The organism is Pseudomonas sp. 2VD, from assembly GCF_005503585.1.
Lineage (GTDB): Bacteria > Pseudomonadota > Gammaproteobacteria > Pseudomonadales > Pseudomonadaceae > Pseudomonas > Pseudomonas aeruginosa.
Genome location: NZ_SCND01000131.1, coordinates 1 through 14,608, shown reverse-complemented (window position 1 = coordinate 14,608; position 14,608 = coordinate 1). Strand labels below are relative to the sequence as shown.

The window sequence follows — 14,608 nt, the reverse complement described above, 5'->3', positions numbered from 1 at the left end:
CTGCCGATCCAGGGCCTGGCGACCTTGCAGGAGGCCGGACCGGCTCAGCTGAGCTTCCTGGCCAACCCGCAGTATCGCAAGTACCTGCCCGAAAGCCGTGCCGGCGCCGTCCTGCTGACGGCTGCCGACGCCGACGGGTTTGCCGGTACCGCGCTGGTGGTGGCCAACCCCTACCTGGCCTATGCCAGCCTGTCGCACCTGTTCGATCGCAAACCGAAGGCGGCCGCCGGTATCCATCCCACCGCCATCGTCGCGGCGGACGCCGAGGTCGATCCGAGCGCCAGCGTCGGCGCCTATGCGGTTATCGAGAGCGGCGCCCGCATCGGCGCTGGCGTCAGCATCGGCGCGCACTGCGTGATCGGCGCCCGTAGCGTGATCGGCGAAGGCGGCTGGCTGGCGCCGCGGGTCACGCTCTACCACGACGTCACCATCGGCGCGCGGGTGAGCATCCAGTCGGGCGCGGTGATCGGCGGCGAGGGCTTCGGTTTCGCCAACGAGAAGGGCGTCTGGCAGAAGATCGCCCAGATCGGCGGGGTGACCATCGGCGACGACGTCGAGATCGGCGCGAACACCACCATCGACCGTGGAGCACTGTCCGATACGCTGATCGGCAACGGTGTGAAGCTGGACAACCAGATCATGATCGCGCACAACGTGCAGATCGGCGATCATACCGCCATGGCTGCTTGCGTCGGCATTTCCGGCAGCGCCAAGATCGGCAGGCATTGCATGCTCGCCGGCGGCGTTGGCTTGGTCGGCCATATCGAGATCTGCGACAACGTTTTCGTGACCGGCATGACCATGGTGACCCGCTCGATCACCGAGCCGGGATCGTATTCCTCCGGTACCGCCATGCAACCGGCGGCCGAATGGAAAAAAAGCGCCGCGCGCATTCGTCAACTGGACGACATGGCGCGTCGACTTCAGCAGCTGGAAAAACGCCTGGCTGCCGTGACCTCAAGCGGTGACGCTTCATCTGATGCGTAATTGACGTTTTTTGCGTCACCCTTTTCTGAACAGGCTCCCCCTAACATGATGGACATCAACGAGATTCGCGAATACCTGCCTCATCGCTATCCTTTCCTGCTGGTGGATCGGGTGGTAGAGCTGGACATCGAGGGCAAGCGCATTCGCGCCTACAAGAATGTCAGTATCAATGAGCCGTTCTTCAACGGACATTTCCCCGAGCACCCGATCATGCCGGGCGTGCTGATCATCGAGGCGATGGCCCAGGCGGCCGGTATCCTCGGTTTCAAGATGCTCGACGTGAAGCCCGCCGACGGCACCCTTTACTACTTCGTCGGTTCGGACAAGCTGCGCTTCCGCCAGCCGGTCCTGCCGGGCGACCAACTGCAACTGCACGCCAAGTTCATCAGCGTGAAGCGCAGCATCTGGAAATTCGACTGCCACGCTACCGTCGACGACAAGCCGGTATGCTCGGCTGAAATCATCTGTGCGGAACGCAAACTATGAGTTTGATCGATCCTCGCGCCATCATCGATCCGAGCGCCAGGCTGGCGGCTGACGTCCAGGTGGGCCCGTGGTCCATCGTCGGGGCGGAAGTGGAGATCGGTGAAGGGACGGTGATCGGTCCGCACGTGGTGCTCAAGGGCCCCACGAAGATCGGCAAGCACAACCGCATCTACCAGTTTTCCAGCGTCGGCGAGGATACTCCCGACCTGAAATACAAGGGCGAGCCGACGCGCCTGGTGATCGGTGACCACAACGTGATCCGCGAAGGCGTGACCATCCATCGCGGAACCGTCCAGGATCGCGCGGAAACCACCATTGGCGACCACAATCTGATCATGGCCTATGCGCACATCGGCCATGACAGCGTGATCGGCAACCATTGCATCCTGGTGAACAACACGGCGCTGGCCGGGCATGTCCACGTGGACGACTGGGCGATCCTGTCCGGCTACACCCTGGTGCACCAGTACTGCCGGATCGGCGCGCACAGCTTTTCCGGCATGGGCAGCGCCATCGGCAAGGACGTCCCGGCCTACGTGACGGTCTTCGGCAACCCGGCCGAAGCCCGCAGCATGAACTTCGAAGGCATGCGTCGGCGCGGCTTCAGCAGCGAGGCCATCCATGCCCTGCGGCGTGCCTACAAGGTGGTCTATCGCCAGGGACATACCGTCGAGGAAGCCCTGGCCGAGCTGGCCGAAAGCGCTGCCCAGTTCCCCGAGGTCGCGGTGTTCCGTGATTCCATCCAGAGCGCAACCCGCGGCATCACCCGCTGAGCCATGGCTGACGGATTACGCGTAGCCCTGGTCGCCGGCGAGGCCTCCGGCGACATCCTCGGGTCCGGACTGATGCAGGCGCTGCGGGCGCGGCACCCGGATATCGAGTTCATCGGCGTCGGTGGGCCGCGCATGGAGGCCGAAGGGCTGTCCAGCTATTTCCCCATGGAGCGCCTGTCGGTGATGGGCCTGGTCGAAGTGCTGGGCAGGCTGCCGGAGTTGTTGCGACGGCGCAAGCGCCTGATCCGCACGCTCATCGAGGCCCGGCCGGATGTGATGATCGGCATCGACGCTCCCGACTTCACCCTCGGCGTCGAACACAAGCTGCGCCAGGCTGGCCTGCGCACCGTGCATTACGTCAGCCCTTCGGTGTGGGCCTGGCGGCAGAAGCGGGTGCTGAAGATTCGCGAAGCCTGCGACCTGATGCTGGCATTGTTCCCCTTCGAAGCACGTTTCTACGAAGAGCATGGGGTGCCCGTGCGTTTCGTCGGCCACCCCCTGGCCAACACCATTCCCCTGCAGGCGGATCGCGCTGCGGCCCGCGCGCGGCTCGGATTGCCGGCGGACGGACAGGTGGTGGCGCTGATGCCGGGCAGTCGCGGCGGCGAGGTCGGCAAGCTCGGCGCGTTGTTCCTCGACACCGCCCAGCGCCTGCTCGTCGAACGGCCGGGCCTGCGTTTCGTGCTGCCCTGCGCCAGCGCTGCACGGCGCGAACAGATCGAGCAGATGCTCCAGGGCCGCGAGCCTCTGCCGCTGACGCTGCTCGACGGCGCTTCCCATGAAGCGTTGGCCGCCTGCGATGCGGTGCTGATCGCCTCCGGTACCGCGACCCTCGAGGCGCTGCTCTACAAGCGGCCCATGGTGGTGGCTTATCGGGTCGCCGGGCTGACGTACCGGATTCTCAAGCGCCTGGTGAAAAGCCCTTACATCTCCCTGCCGAACCTGCTGGCCGGGCGCCTGTTGGTGCCGGAACTGATCCAGGACGCCGCCACCCCGCAAGCGCTGGCCGCAACCCTCTCGCCGCTGCTGGACGACGGCTCGCAGCAGGTGGAATTCTTCGATGCCATCCATCGGGCCTTGCGCCAGGATGCTTCGGCACAGGCGGCGGAAGCCGTCCTGCAACTGGTGGAGCGCCGCTGATGCAACTGGGCCTGGATTTCAATCTGGTGGAGGATCTGGTCGCGGGCGTCGACGAGGTCGGTCGCGGTCCGTTGTGCGGTCCGGTGGTCACCGCCGCGGTGATTCTCGACCCGAGCCGCCCAATCCTCGGCCTGAACGACTCGAAGAAGCTCAGCGAAGCTCGTCGCGAGGCGCTGTTCGAAGAGATCCGCGAGAAGGCCCTGGCCTGGTGCATCGCCCGCGCCGAGGTCGAGGAGATCGACCGGCTGAACATTCTGCATGCCACCATGCTTGCCATGCAGCGCGCGGTCGAAGGCCTCAGCGTGACTCCGCGGCTGGCCCTGATCGACGGCAATCGCTGTCCGAAACTGGCGGTGCCCAGCGCGCCGGTGGTCAAGGGCGACAGCCAGGTACCGGCAATCGCCGCGGCGTCGATCCTGGCCAAGGTCAGTCGCGACCGGGAAATGGTCGAGCTGGACCGGGTCTATCCGGGCTATGGCATGGCCGGGCACAAGGGCTATCCGACCGCTGTCCATCTCGAGGCGCTTTCCCGTCTCGGCCCGACGCCGATCCATCGACGCTCGTTTGCTCCGGTTCGCGAATTGCTGGATGTCCCTGTTCAATAATTGAGCGGATGTCGCGTGACTGACCGTATCCGTCGCCTGGTGACAAGCGGTGAGCGGCGTCAATAGCGGAAAGTCCTGCCCCTTCCTGCCAGGTACCATTCACAGCGAAATTTCCTTCGGCTCGCACGTCATTCCGTGTGTGTCCGAAACACGCGGCCTTCTACCCGGGAGGTCGGCTGACAACAATCCGCCATAAGCGGAACAGGGGAGTTATCCATGCAAGAATTCGCCACTCAGGTCGTCGACCTGCTCAACGGCCTTATCTGGGGCAAGATCCTCATCTGGCTGCTGGTCGGTTGCGGCCTGTACTTCACTGTGCGCCTGGGATTGATCCAGTTCCGCCACTTCGGCCATACCTTCAGCGTGCTCAAGGGCAGCCGCCAGTCGGACGACTCGGGAATCTCCTCGTTCCAGGCGCTCTGCACCTCTCTGGCGGCGCGGGTCGGTACCGGCAACGTCGCCGGCGTGGCGGTAGCGATCACGCTCGGCGGTCCCGGCGCAGTGTTCTGGATGTGGGCGATCGCCCTGGTGGGGATGGCGACCGGCTTCGTCGAGGCGACCCTGGCCCAGTTGTTCAAGATTCGCGACGACAAGGGCCAGTTCCGTGGCGGCCCGGCCTACTACATGGAGAAGGGCCTGGGCGCGCGCTGGATGGGCATCCTGTTCTCGATCTTCCTGATCATCGCCTTCGGTTTCGTCTTCAACTCGGTGCAGGCCAATACCATCACCGGTGCCATGCAGGGCGCCTTCGGCGTGCCGACCTGGATCAGCGGCATCGCCGTGGTGATCCTCACCGCGTTGATCATCTTCGGCGGCCTGCGCTCCATCGCGCGCTTCTCCGAGCTGGCGGTACCCTTCATGGCGGTGGCCTACCTGCTGCTGGCGGTGGGCATCATCCTGTTCAATCTCAGCGAACTGCCGGGCGTCCTGGAGATGGTGGTGAAGAGTGCCTTCGGCTGGCACGAGGCCGCCGCCGGCGGCATCGGCGCGGCGATCCTCAACGGCTTCAAGCGCGGCCTGTTCTCCAACGAAGCAGGCATGGGCTCGGCGCCCAACGCCGCCGCCTCGGCCACGCCCTATCCGCCGCACCCGGCGTCCCAGGGCTACGTGCAGATGGCCGGCGTGTTCATCGATACCCTGCTGATCTGCACCGCTTCCGCCGCCATCATCCTGCTGGCCGGACCGCAGGAAGGCGAGGGCATCATGCTGGTGCAGAATGCCCTGACCAGCCAGGTCGGCGACTGGGGCCGCTACTTCCTGGCGGTGATCATCCTGTTCTTCGCCTTCACCTCGATCGTCGCCAACTACTTCTATGCCGAGAACTGCCTGGTATTCCTCGAGCACAACCACCTGGCGGGCCTGTTGATCTTCCGCCTGATCGTGCTGGCGATGGTGATGTTCGGCGCGCTGGCTTCGCTGCCGTTCGTCTGGAACCTCGCCGACGTGTCGATGGGCCTGATGGCGATCACCAACCTGATCGCCATCCTGCTACTGTCCAACCTCGCGATCAAGCTGGCCAAGGACTACAACGCCCAGCGCAAGGCCGGCAAGCTGCCGACCTTCGACGCCAGCCAGTTCCCCGAAGTCCAGCAGAAGCTCGAACCGGGTATCTGGGACGACCGCCGCGCCTGAGCGCGGGGCGGGCGACGTTTCTCGGCGCAGCCGAGGCGCATCGTCCGCTCTTGAACCTGTAGCTTTGCCACCGGGCCCGGTACAATCCGGGCCTTGTCGTTTTTGCGTTATTTCTGCTCCGGGGCCTTCATGACCGTATCCTTCGTTCACCTGCGTCTGCATACCGAATTCTCCCTGGTCGACGGCCTGGTCCGGGTCAAGCCCCTGGCCAAGGCAGTGGCGGGGCTGGGCATGCCGGCGGTGGCGGTCACCGACCAGAGCAACATGTGCTCGCTGGTGAAGTTCTACAAGACCGCCATGGGCGCCGGCATCAAGCCGATCTGCGGGGCCGACATCTGGCTCGCCAGCCGCGAGGAAGATGGCCCGCTCAGCCGCCTGAGCCTGCTGGCGATGAACGCGAAGGGCTATCGCAACCTCACCGAGCTGATTTCCCGCGGCTGGAGCGAAGGCCAGCGCAACGGCGAGATCATCATCGAGCGCGACTGGGTCAAGGAGGCGGCGGAAGGCCTGATCGCGCTGTCCGCGGCCAAGGAGGGCGAGATCGGCCACGCGCTGCTCGACGGCGAGGAGGCCAAGGCCGAGGCGCTGTTGCGCGAGTGGATGGAGGTGTTCCCCGAGCGCTTCTACGTCGAAGTGCAACGTACCAGTCGGGTCAACGACGAGGAGCACCTCCACGCGGCGGTGGCTCTGGCGTCACGCTGTAACGCGCCGCTGGTGGCGACCAACGACGTGCGCTTCATCAAGCAGGAAGACTTCGAGGCCCACGAGACCCGCGTCTGCATCGGCGAGGGGCGGACCCTCGACGATCCGCGGCGGCCGCGTACCTATTCGGACCAGCAATACCTGAAGTCGCCGGCGGAAATGGCCGAGCTGTTCAGCGACCTGCCGGAAGCGTTGGAAAACACCGTCGAGATCGCCAAGCGCTGCAACATCGAGGTGCAGCTGGGCAAGTACTTCCTGCCGGACTTCCCCACGCCCAATGGCATGGGCATCGACGACTACCTGCGGCACGCCTCCTTCGAAGGTCTCGAGGAGCGCCTGGAGGTGCTGTTGCCGAAGGACACCCCGGACTACGAGGCCAAGCGCCAGGTCTATGTCGACCGTCTGAACTTCGAACTCGATATCATCATCCAGATGGGTTTCCCCGGTTACTTCCTCATCGTGATGGACTTCATCAAGTGGGCGAAGAACAACGGCGTGCCGGTAGGCCCCGGGCGGGGCTCGGGCGCCGGCTCGCTGGTGGCCTACGTGCTGAAGATCACCGACCTCGATCCGCTGGCCTACGACCTGCTGTTCGAACGTTTCCTCAACCCGGAACGGATCTCCATGCCCGACTTCGACGTCGACTTCTGCATGGAGGGCCGCGACCGGGTGATCGACTACGTGGCCGACGCCTACGGGCGCAACGCGGTGAGCCAGATCATCACCTTCGGCACCATGGCGGCGAAGGCGGTGGTACGCGACGTGGCGCGGGTCCAGGGCAAGTCCTACGGTCTCGCCGACCGGCTGTCGAAGATGATTCCGTTCGAAGTCGGCATGACCCTGGATAAGGCCTACGAGCAGGAAGAAATGCTCCGCGACTTCCTCAAGAGCGACGAGGAAGCCGCCGAGATCTGGGAGATGGCCCTCAAGCTGGAAGGCATCACCCGCGGTACCGGCAAGCACGCTGGTGGCGTGGTGATCGCGCCGACCAAGCTGACCGACTTCTCGCCGATCGCCTGCGACGAGGAAGGCGGCGGCCTGGTGACCCAGTTCGACAAGGACGACGTGGAGGCGGCCGGCCTGGTGAAGTTCGACTTCCTCGGCCTGCGGACCCTGACCATCATCAAGTGGGCGATGGAGATCATCAACCGCGAGCAGGCCAAGAAGGGCCTGGAGCCGGTGAACATCGACTTCATCCCGCTGGACGACAAGCCGACCTATTCGCTGCTGCAGAAGGCCGAGACCACTGCGGTGTTCCAGCTCGAATCGCGCGGCATGAAGGAGCTGATCAAGAAGCTCAAGCCGGACTGCCTGGAAGACCTCATCGCACTGGTGGCGCTGTTCCGCCCGGGTCCTCTGCAGTCGGGCATGGTGGACGACTTCATCAACCGCAAGCACGGTCGCGCCGAGCTGTCCTATCCGCACCCCGATTACCAGTACGCCGGCCTGGAGCCGGTGCTCAAGCCCACCTACGGCATCATCCTGTACCAGGAACAGGTGATGCAGATCGCCCAGGTCATGGCCGGCTATACCCTCGGTGGCGCGGACATGCTGCGCCGGGCGATGGGCAAGAAGAAGCCCGAGGAAATGGCCAAGCAGCGCGGCGGTTTCATCGAGGGTTGCAAGAACAACGGCATCGATGCCGACCTCGCGGGCAACATCTTCGACCTGGTGGAAAAATTCGCCGGCTACGGCTTCAACAAGTCGCACTCGGCAGCCTACGGCCTGGTCTCCTACCAGACCGCCTGGCTGAAGACCCACTTCCCGGCGCCGTTCATGGCCGCGGTACTCACCGCGGATATGCAGAACACCGACAAGGTGGTGACGCTGATCGAAGAATGCCGGCACATGAAGCTGCGCATCGTGGCGCCGGACGTGAACAACTCCGAGTTCCGCTTCACCGTCGACGACGATGGCCGGATCGTCTATGGCCTGGGTGCGATCAAGGGCGTCGGCGAGGGGCCGGTGGAGGCGATCACCGAATGCCGCGCCGAAGGCGGGCCGTTCAACACCCTGTTCGACTTCTGCGACCGCGTCGACCTGAAACGCATCAACAAGCGCACCCTGGAAGCGCTGATCCGCGCCGGTGCGCTGGATCGCCTGGGGCCGCACTACCACGACGAGCTAAAGGCCTACCAGGCTACCGTCGACCTCAACCGCGCCGTGCTGCTGGCGGCGATGGAGGAAGCGATCCAGGCCGCCGAGCAGACCGCGCGCAGCCACGACAGCGGGCACATGGACCTGTTCGGCGGAGTCTTCGCCGAGCCGGAGGCGGATGTCTACGCCAACCACCGCAAGGTCAAGGAGCTGACCCTCAAGGAACGCCTGAAGGGCGAGAAGGACACCCTCGGCCTGTACCTGACCGGCCATCCGATCGACGAGTACGAAGGCGAGGTGCGGCGCTTCGCCCGCCAGCGCATCGTCGAGCTGAAGCCGGCGCGCGATACCCAGACGGTGGCCGGGCTGATCGTCAACCTGCGGGTGATGAAGAACAAGAAGGGCGACAAGATGGGCTTCGTCACCCTTGATGACCGCTCCGGACGGATCGAGGCCTCGCTGTTCTCCGAAGCCTTCGCCGCGGCCCAGTCGCTGCTGCAGACCGATGCGCTGGTGGTGGTCGAGGGTGAGGTCAGCCAGGACGACTTCTCCGGCGGATTGCGCCTGCGCGCCAAGCGCGTGATGAGCCTGGAGGAGGCGCGTACCGGCCTGGCGGAGAGCCTGCGGATGAAGCTGCACGCCGACCTGTTGAAGGGCGACCGCCTGCGCTGGCTGGGCGAGCTGTTCAACCGCCATCGCGGTTCCTGCCCGATCACCCTGGACTACACCAGCGCCGACGCCAAGGCCCTGCTGCAGTTCGGCGAGAGCTGGCGGGTGGATCCGGCGGACGATCTGATCCAGGCATTGCGTGACCAGTTCGGGCGCGACAACGTCTTCCTCAATTATCGTTAATCGCGATGGGCGATAACGCCGTTGTTCCGCGCTCTGCGGCGGGAAAACGCGGATCGCCCTTGCTCCCGGCTCGACCCCTGGCGCCCGATCCCGTAAGGTAGGGCGCCAAACGGAAACGGCCCACTAGAATCTGCGCACGACGGAAGCCTATGAACCCGAACTTTCTTGATTTCGAACAGCCGATCGCCGACCTGCAAGCCAAGATCGAAGAGCTGCGCCTGGTGGGCAACGACAATGCGCTGAACATCAGCGACGAAATCTCGCGTCTGCAGGACAAGAGCAAGGCGCTCACCGAAAATATCTTCGGCAATCTGTCCAGTTGGCAGATCGCCCAGCTCGCGCGCCATCCCAAGCGTCCCTATACCCTCGACTACATCGGTTACCTGTTCAGCGATTTCGAGGAACTGCACGGCGACCGGCATTTCGCCGACGACCCGGCGATCGTCGGCGGCGTTGCCCGCCTCGACGGTTCCCCGGTGATGGTCATCGGCCACCAGAAAGGCCGCGAAGTCCGTGAGAAGGTCCGGCGCAACTTCGGCATGCCGCGTCCGGAAGGCTATCGCAAGGCCTGCCGCCTGATGGAAATGGCCGAACGCTTCAAGATGCCGATCCTCACCTTCATCGACACGCCCGGCGCCTACCCGGGGATCGATGCCGAGGAGCGCGGCCAGAGCGAGGCGATCGCCTGGAACCTGCGGGTGATGGCGCGACTGAAGACGCCGATCATCGCCACCGTGATCGGCGAGGGCGGTTCCGGCGGCGCGCTGGCCATCGGTGTCTGCGACCAGTTGAACATGCTGCAATACTCCACCTATTCGGTGATCTCGCCGGAAGGCTGCGCCTCCATCCTCTGGAAGACCGCCGAGAAGGCGCCGGAAGCCGCAGAGGCCATGGGCATCACCGCCGAGCGCCTGAAAGGCCTGGGCATCGTTGACAAGGTCATCGACGAACCGCTGGGCGGCGCCCATCGCGATCCGGCGAGCATGGCCGAATCGATCCGTGGCGAACTGCTGGCGCAACTGAAGATGCTCCAGGGCCTGGAAATGGGTGAGTTGCTGGAGCGTCGTTACGACCGCCTGATGAGCTACGGCGCGCCGTAAACCATCCGGCGCACTGGTACGATCGACAAGCCCGGCATTCGCCGGGCTTGTCGCATGAGGAGCGCAAGCATGCCGGCGGTGCCGCTCGAATCCCGTCTGTTACAGGCCCTGGCGCCCTGGCGCGAAGCGGGGGGCTGGTGCGTGGCGTTTTCCGGCGGGCTGGATTCCACGGTGTTGCTGCATCTGCTCGCCCAACTGGTCCGGAGCGAAGCCTTGCCGGCGCTGTCGGCGCTGCATGTCCACCATGGCTTGCAGGCTGCGGCGGACGGTTGGCCGGCGCACTGCCAGGCGGTCTGCCGGTCGCTGGGTATCCCGCTGCGGGTCGAGCGGGTGCAGGTCGCCGTTGGCGGCAGCATCGAGCAGGCGGCGCGCGACGCCCGCTATCGCGCATTCCAGGCGAACCTGGGCGAGGGACAGGTGCTGCTCACCGCGCAGCACCTCGACGACCAGGCCGAGACTCTGCTGTTCCGCCTGTTGCGTGGAGCGGGCCTGCGCGGCCTGGCGGCGATGCCGGCGAGCCGGCCGCTGGGCGGCGGCCGCCTGTGCCGCCCCTTGCTCGGGGTTTCCCGCGCCGAACTGGAAGCCTATGCGCAGGCGCACCGGCTGGACTGGGTGGAGGATCCTTCCAACCAGGATCCGCGCTTCTCGCGCAACTACCTGCGCCGGGAGATCATGCCGCGTCTCGCCTCCCACTGGCCGCAGGCCGTCGCCGGCATGGCGCGCTGCGCGGCGCATCTGCGCGAGGCCGAAGACCTGCTGGCTGAACTGGCCGCCATCGACCTCCGGGCCTGCCGCCAACCCTCGGAACTGGATTGGCCGGACTGGCTGGATCTGCCCCGGATCGCCCTGGAGCCTCTGCGCCGCCTCAGCGCTGCGCGCCAGCGCAACCTGCTGCGGGCCTGGCTGGGACAGCTGACGCGGTTGCCGGACAGCGACCACTGGGCCGGCTGGGAGTCGTTGCGCGATGCCGGCGACGATGCCGACCCGATCTGGCGCCTGGAGAGCGGCGAGTTGCGTCGCGGCGCGGGGCGGATCTGGTGGTTGCCGGCGGACTGGCGGGCGGCGGCGGGACCGTTCGTCTGGGAGCGTCCCGCTCATCCATTGCTTCTTCCCGGCAATGGTCGGCTGGCGTTGCTCGGCGAGGTTCCGGCGGGGCCGTTGCGCGTCGACTACCGGCGGGGTGGGGAGGTGCTGGCCCTGGCCGGGCGCGGTCGCCGTGACCTCAAGCGGTTGCTCAACGAAGCGGGCGTACCGAGCTTCCTGCGCGGTCGTTTGCCGTTGCTCTTCCGAGCCGACGAACTGCTCGCGGTGGCCAACATTCCTGGCCTGGACAGTCCCCGCGAGGGGGGCTGGCGACTGTCCTGGAGCCCGCCGACGAACGACCCGGGTTTGAGCTAGTAAGCCGTTTCCAGTAGACTACGCTCCCGTCTTGTACTGCTCCCGCCGATTCCCTCCGGAATCAGCAGGAGTTTGCTTTGCCCACGGATTTGTCCGTGGCGGGAGCTGGCCTCCCTTCTCCGAATCCCCGGCGGTTGATCCCGCCTAAACGCTGACTTCTAGGGTTTTTCATGACGCGCTACATCTTCGTCACGGGTGGTGTTGTTTCTTCATTGGGGAAAGGCATCGCTTCGGCTTCTCTGGCTGCGATCTTGGAAGCGCGTGGCCTGAAGATCACGATGCTCAAGCTGGACCCTTACATCAACGTGGACCCGGGCACCATGAGCCCGTTCCAGCACGGTGAGGTCTTCGTGACCCAGGACGGCGCCGAGACCGACCTGGACCTGGGCCATTACGAGCGCTTCGTTCGTACCACCATGACCCAGAACAACAACTTCACCACCGGCCGCGTCTACATGGACGTGTTGCGCAAGGAACGCCGCGGCGACTACCTGGGCGCCACCGTGCAGGTGATCCCGCACATCACCGACGAGATCAAGCGGCGCATCATCAAGGGCGCCGGCGATGCCGACGTCGCCCTGGTGGAGATCGGTGGCACCGTCGGCGACATCGAGTCGCAGCCGTTCCTCGAGGCGATCCGCCAGCTGCGCGTCGAGATCGGCGCCAAGCGCGCGATGCTGATGCACCTGACCCTGGTCCCGTACATCGCCACCGCCGGCGAGACCAAGACCAAGCCGACCCAGCACTCGGTCAAGGAGCTGCGCTCCATCGGCCTGCAACCGGACGTGCTGGTCTGCCGTTCCGACCACCCGATCGACGTCTCCTCGCGGCGCAAGATCGCGCTCTTCACCAACGTCGAGGAGCGCGCGGTGATCGCCCTGGAAGACGTCGACACCATCTACCGCATCCCGTCGGTGCTGCATGCCCAGGGCCTGGACGACATCGTCGTCGAGCGCTTCGGCCTGGAGTGCGGGCAGGCCGACCTGTCCGAATGGGACCGCGTGGTCGATGCCAAGCTCAACCCCGAGCGTGAAGTCACCATCGCCATGGTCGGCAAGTACATGGAACTGCTGGACGCGTACAAGTCGCTGATCGAGGCGATGACCCACGCCGGCATCCAGAGCCGCACCAAGGTCAACCTGCGCTACATCGACTCCGAAGACATCGAGCAGCAGGGCACCAGCCTGCTGGAAGGCGTCGACGCCATCCTGGTCCCGGGCGGCTTCGGCCTGCGCGGCGTGGAAGGCAAGATCAGCACCGTGCAGTACGCCCGCGAGAACAAGATCCCCTACCTGGGCATCTGCCTGGGCATGCAGGTCGCGGTCATCGAATACGCCCGCAACGTGCTCGGCTGGAGCGACGCCAACTCCACCGAGTTCGACAAGTCCAGCGGCCATCCGGTGGTCGGCCTGATCACCGAATGGCAGGACGCGACCGGCGCCACCGAGATCCGCACCGAAGCTTCCGACCTGGGCGGCACCATGCGCCTGGGCGCCCAGGAGTGCCAGCTGCAGACCGGCACCCTGGTGCACGACTGCTATGCCAAGGACGTGATCGTCGAGCGCCATCGCCATCGCTACGAAGTGAACAACAACCTGCTGCCGCAACTGGAACAGGCCGGCCTGAAGATTTCCGGCCGCTCCGGCGACGGCGCCCTGGTGGAAGTGGTCGAGGCCCCGGAGCATCCGTGGTTCGTTGCCTGCCAGTTCCACCCGGAATTCACCTCCACACCGCGTGATGGCCACCCGCTGTTCAGCGGTTTCGTCAACGCCGCGCTGAAATATTCCGGGAAGGCCTGAGCATGGCACAGAAGATCGTTCGCGTCGGCGATATCCAGATCGGCAACGACCTGCCGTTCGTGCTGTTCGGCGGCATGAACGTGCTGGAGTCGCGCGACCTGGCCATGCAGGTCTGCGAAGAATACGTACGGGTTACCGAGAAACTCGGTATCCCCTATGTGTTCAAGGCCAGCTTCGACAAGGCCAACCGTTCCTCGATCCACTCGTTCCGTGGCCCGGGCCTGGAAGAGGGAATGAAGATCTTCGAAGAGATCAAGAAGACCTTCAAGGTGCCGGTCATCACCGATGTCCACGAGCCGTTCCAGGCCCAGCCGGTGGCCGAGGTCTGCGACATCATCCAGCTGCCGGCCTTCCTCTCGCGGCAGACCGACCTGGTGGTGGCGATGGCCAGGACCAACGCGGTGATCAATATCAAGAAGGCCCAGTTCCTCGCGCCCCAGGAGATGAAGCACATCCTGACCAAGTGCGAGGAAGCCGGTAACGACCGCCTGATCCTCTGCGAGCGCGGCTCCTCCTTCGGATACAACAACCTGGTGGTCGACATGCTCGGCTTCGGCATCATGAAGCAGTTCGAGTACCCGCTATTCTTCGACGTCACCCACGCCCTGCAGATGCCCGGCGGTCGCGCGGACTCCGCCGGCGGCCGGCGCGCCCAGGTCACCGACCTGGCCAAGGCCGGGCTCAGCCAGAAGCTCGCCGGGCTGTTCCTCGAGGCCCATCCGGACCCCGAGCACGCCAAGTGCGACGGTCCGTGCGCGCTGCGCCTGAACAAACTCGAAGCCTTCCTGTCCCAGCTCAAGCAACTGGACGAGCTGATCAAGAGCTTTCCTGCAATCGAGACTGCCTAGTCTCCTCAGACCGCCCCGTTCATTCACTTCGGAGTGTTAACAAGAATGGCAAAGATCGTCGACATCAAGGGCCGTGAGGTCCTGGACTCCCGCGGCAACCCTACCGTTGAAGCGGACGTGATCCTGGACAACGGCATCGTCGGCAGCGCCTGCGCGCCTTCCGGTGCTTCCACCGGTTCCCGCGAGGCC

Annotated in this window: 11 protein-coding genes and 1 pseudogene; all 12 read left to right on the top strand. The window is 65.1% G+C overall.

Going from position 1 to position 14,608, the window contains the following annotated elements:
- Positions 1 to 987, top strand: a 987-nt coding sequence (gene lpxD / locus FFS27_RS15975; RefSeq protein WP_137952095.1) for a UDP-3-O-(3-hydroxymyristoyl)glucosamine N-acyltransferase, incomplete at its 5' end; no start/stop codon positions are given.
- 45 nt (positions 988 to 1,032) lie between these two features.
- The gene (fabZ, locus tag FFS27_RS15970) at positions 1,033 to 1,473 is read left to right on the top strand and encodes a 3-hydroxyacyl-ACP dehydratase FabZ (RefSeq protein ID WP_003092375.1); all 441 of its coding nucleotides are present in this window, start codon (positions 1,033 to 1,035) and stop codon (positions 1,471 to 1,473) included.
- Positions 1,470 to 2,246, top strand: coding sequence for an acyl-ACP--UDP-N-acetylglucosamine O-acyltransferase (gene lpxA / locus FFS27_RS15965; RefSeq protein ID WP_003092373.1), 777 nt, complete (start codon positions 1,470 to 1,472; stop codon positions 2,244 to 2,246). The genes fabZ and lpxA overlap by 4 nt, the downstream gene beginning before the upstream one ends.
- 3 nt (positions 2,247 to 2,249) lie before the next feature.
- Positions 2,250 to 3,386, top strand: coding sequence for a lipid-A-disaccharide synthase (gene lpxB / locus FFS27_RS15960; protein ID WP_003109334.1), 1,137 nt, complete (start codon positions 2,250 to 2,252; stop codon positions 3,384 to 3,386).
- Positions 3,386 to 3,991 (top strand): ribonuclease HII, encoded by a 606-nt coding sequence (gene rnhB / locus FFS27_RS15955; protein WP_003092371.1) that lies wholly within the window; start codon positions 3,386 to 3,388, stop codon positions 3,989 to 3,991. Before lpxB ends, rnhB begins: the two co-directional genes overlap by 1 nt.
- Positions 3,992 to 4,207: 216 nt before the next feature.
- Complete coding sequence (locus tag FFS27_RS15950; protein WP_003138024.1) at positions 4,208 to 5,623, top strand: alanine/glycine:cation symporter family protein; 1,416 nt, start codon at positions 4,208 to 4,210, stop codon at positions 5,621 to 5,623.
- Positions 5,624 to 5,752: 129 nt separating this feature from the next.
- The gene (dnaE, locus tag FFS27_RS15945) at positions 5,753 to 9,274 is read left to right on the top strand and encodes a DNA polymerase III subunit alpha (RefSeq protein ID WP_003098578.1); all 3,522 of its coding nucleotides are present in this window, start codon (positions 5,753 to 5,755) and stop codon (positions 9,272 to 9,274) included.
- A 149-nt stretch (positions 9,275 to 9,423) separates the two neighbouring features.
- Positions 9,424 to 10,374, top strand: a complete 951-nt coding sequence (gene accA, locus FFS27_RS15940) for an acetyl-CoA carboxylase carboxyl transferase subunit alpha (protein WP_003109333.1) — start codon at positions 9,424 to 9,426, stop codon at positions 10,372 to 10,374.
- Positions 10,375 to 10,443: 69 nt separating this feature from the next.
- Positions 10,444 to 11,772: a tRNA lysidine(34) synthetase TilS gene (gene tilS / locus FFS27_RS15935; RefSeq protein ID WP_044727069.1), complete on the top strand. Its 1,329-nt coding sequence runs from the start codon at positions 10,444 to 10,446 to the stop codon at positions 11,770 to 11,772.
- A gap of 170 nt (positions 11,773 to 11,942) precedes the next feature.
- Positions 11,943 to 13,571 carry a CTP synthase gene (locus FFS27_RS15930; protein WP_003092366.1) on the top strand — a complete coding sequence of 543 codons (1,629 nt, stop codon included), beginning with the start codon at positions 11,943 to 11,945 and terminating at the stop codon, positions 13,569 to 13,571.
- A gap of 2 nt (positions 13,572 to 13,573) precedes the next feature.
- Complete coding sequence (gene kdsA, locus FFS27_RS15925) at positions 13,574 to 14,419, top strand: 3-deoxy-8-phosphooctulonate synthase (RefSeq protein ID WP_021265161.1); 846 nt, start codon at positions 13,574 to 13,576, stop codon at positions 14,417 to 14,419.
- Between the two features lie 45 nt (positions 14,420 to 14,464).
- Positions 14,465 to 14,608: pseudogene (gene eno / locus FFS27_RS15920) on the top strand (phosphopyruvate hydratase); the annotation flags it as partial.

Coding starts and splice junctions, on each gene's coding strand:
- fabZ (WP_003092375.1), top strand. CDS start 1,033: ATGATGGACATCAACGAGATTCGCGAATACCTGCCTCATCGCTATCCT.
- lpxA (WP_003092373.1), top strand. CDS start 1,470: ATGAGTTTGATCGATCCTCGCGCCATCATCGATCCGAGCGCCAGGCTG.
- lpxB (WP_003109334.1), top strand. CDS start 2,250: ATGGCTGACGGATTACGCGTAGCCCTGGTCGCCGGCGAGGCCTCCGGC.
- rnhB (WP_003092371.1), top strand. CDS start 3,386: ATGCAACTGGGCCTGGATTTCAATCTGGTGGAGGATCTGGTCGCGGGC.
- FFS27_RS15950 (WP_003138024.1), top strand. CDS start 4,208: ATGCAAGAATTCGCCACTCAGGTCGTCGACCTGCTCAACGGCCTTATC.
- dnaE (WP_003098578.1), top strand. CDS start 5,753: ATGACCGTATCCTTCGTTCACCTGCGTCTGCATACCGAATTCTCCCTG.
- accA (WP_003109333.1), top strand. CDS start 9,424: ATGAACCCGAACTTTCTTGATTTCGAACAGCCGATCGCCGACCTGCAA.
- tilS (WP_044727069.1), top strand. CDS start 10,444: ATGCCGGCGGTGCCGCTCGAATCCCGTCTGTTACAGGCCCTGGCGCCC.
- FFS27_RS15930 (WP_003092366.1), top strand. CDS start 11,943: ATGACGCGCTACATCTTCGTCACGGGTGGTGTTGTTTCTTCATTGGGG.
- kdsA (WP_021265161.1), top strand. CDS start 13,574: ATGGCACAGAAGATCGTTCGCGTCGGCGATATCCAGATCGGCAACGAC.